General features: G+C 42.1%; 1 protein-coding gene. It reads right to left on the bottom strand.

Annotation, left to right across the window (positions count from 1 at the left end):
* The coding region (locus JIG41_RS02730) for a group II intron maturase-specific domain-containing protein (RefSeq protein ID WP_312000476.1) at nt 1-330 on the bottom strand (330 nt) is incomplete at both ends.

Raw genomic sequence — 330 nt, 5'->3', positions numbered from 1 at the left:
TTCATGCTCTTCTGCCAACCGTGAAATTGCCATTGGCCTCGACGGTTGATAAAGTACTTCATGGCGATCCAAGTTTTTGATTTTGTTGGATGACGCCTTTTAGCCCAATGCCATAACGCTAGAAATAGTTTGTGACTCACATATCCGAATACTTGTTTGGCAACGCAATGTCGATAGTAATTCGACCAGCCCCTGAGTTTCGGATTTATCAACTTGATTAGATCGTTAACGGGGGTGGTTGCGTGCTTTTTAGTGAGTTCGCGCAAGTTACTCAGAAATATTAACGTGTTAGATTTACTCGGTTTAATGAGCAGCTTTCCTTTGTACTTC

Origin of the sequence: Pseudoalteromonas sp. bablab_jr011 (assembly GCF_016464045.1) — a bacterium.
In the GTDB taxonomy this organism is placed as follows: Bacteria; Pseudomonadota; Gammaproteobacteria; order Enterobacterales; family Alteromonadaceae; genus Pseudoalteromonas; species Pseudoalteromonas lipolytica.
The sequence above is the reverse complement of the archived record's forward strand: the minus strand, read 5'-3'. Positions and strand labels throughout refer to the sequence as shown.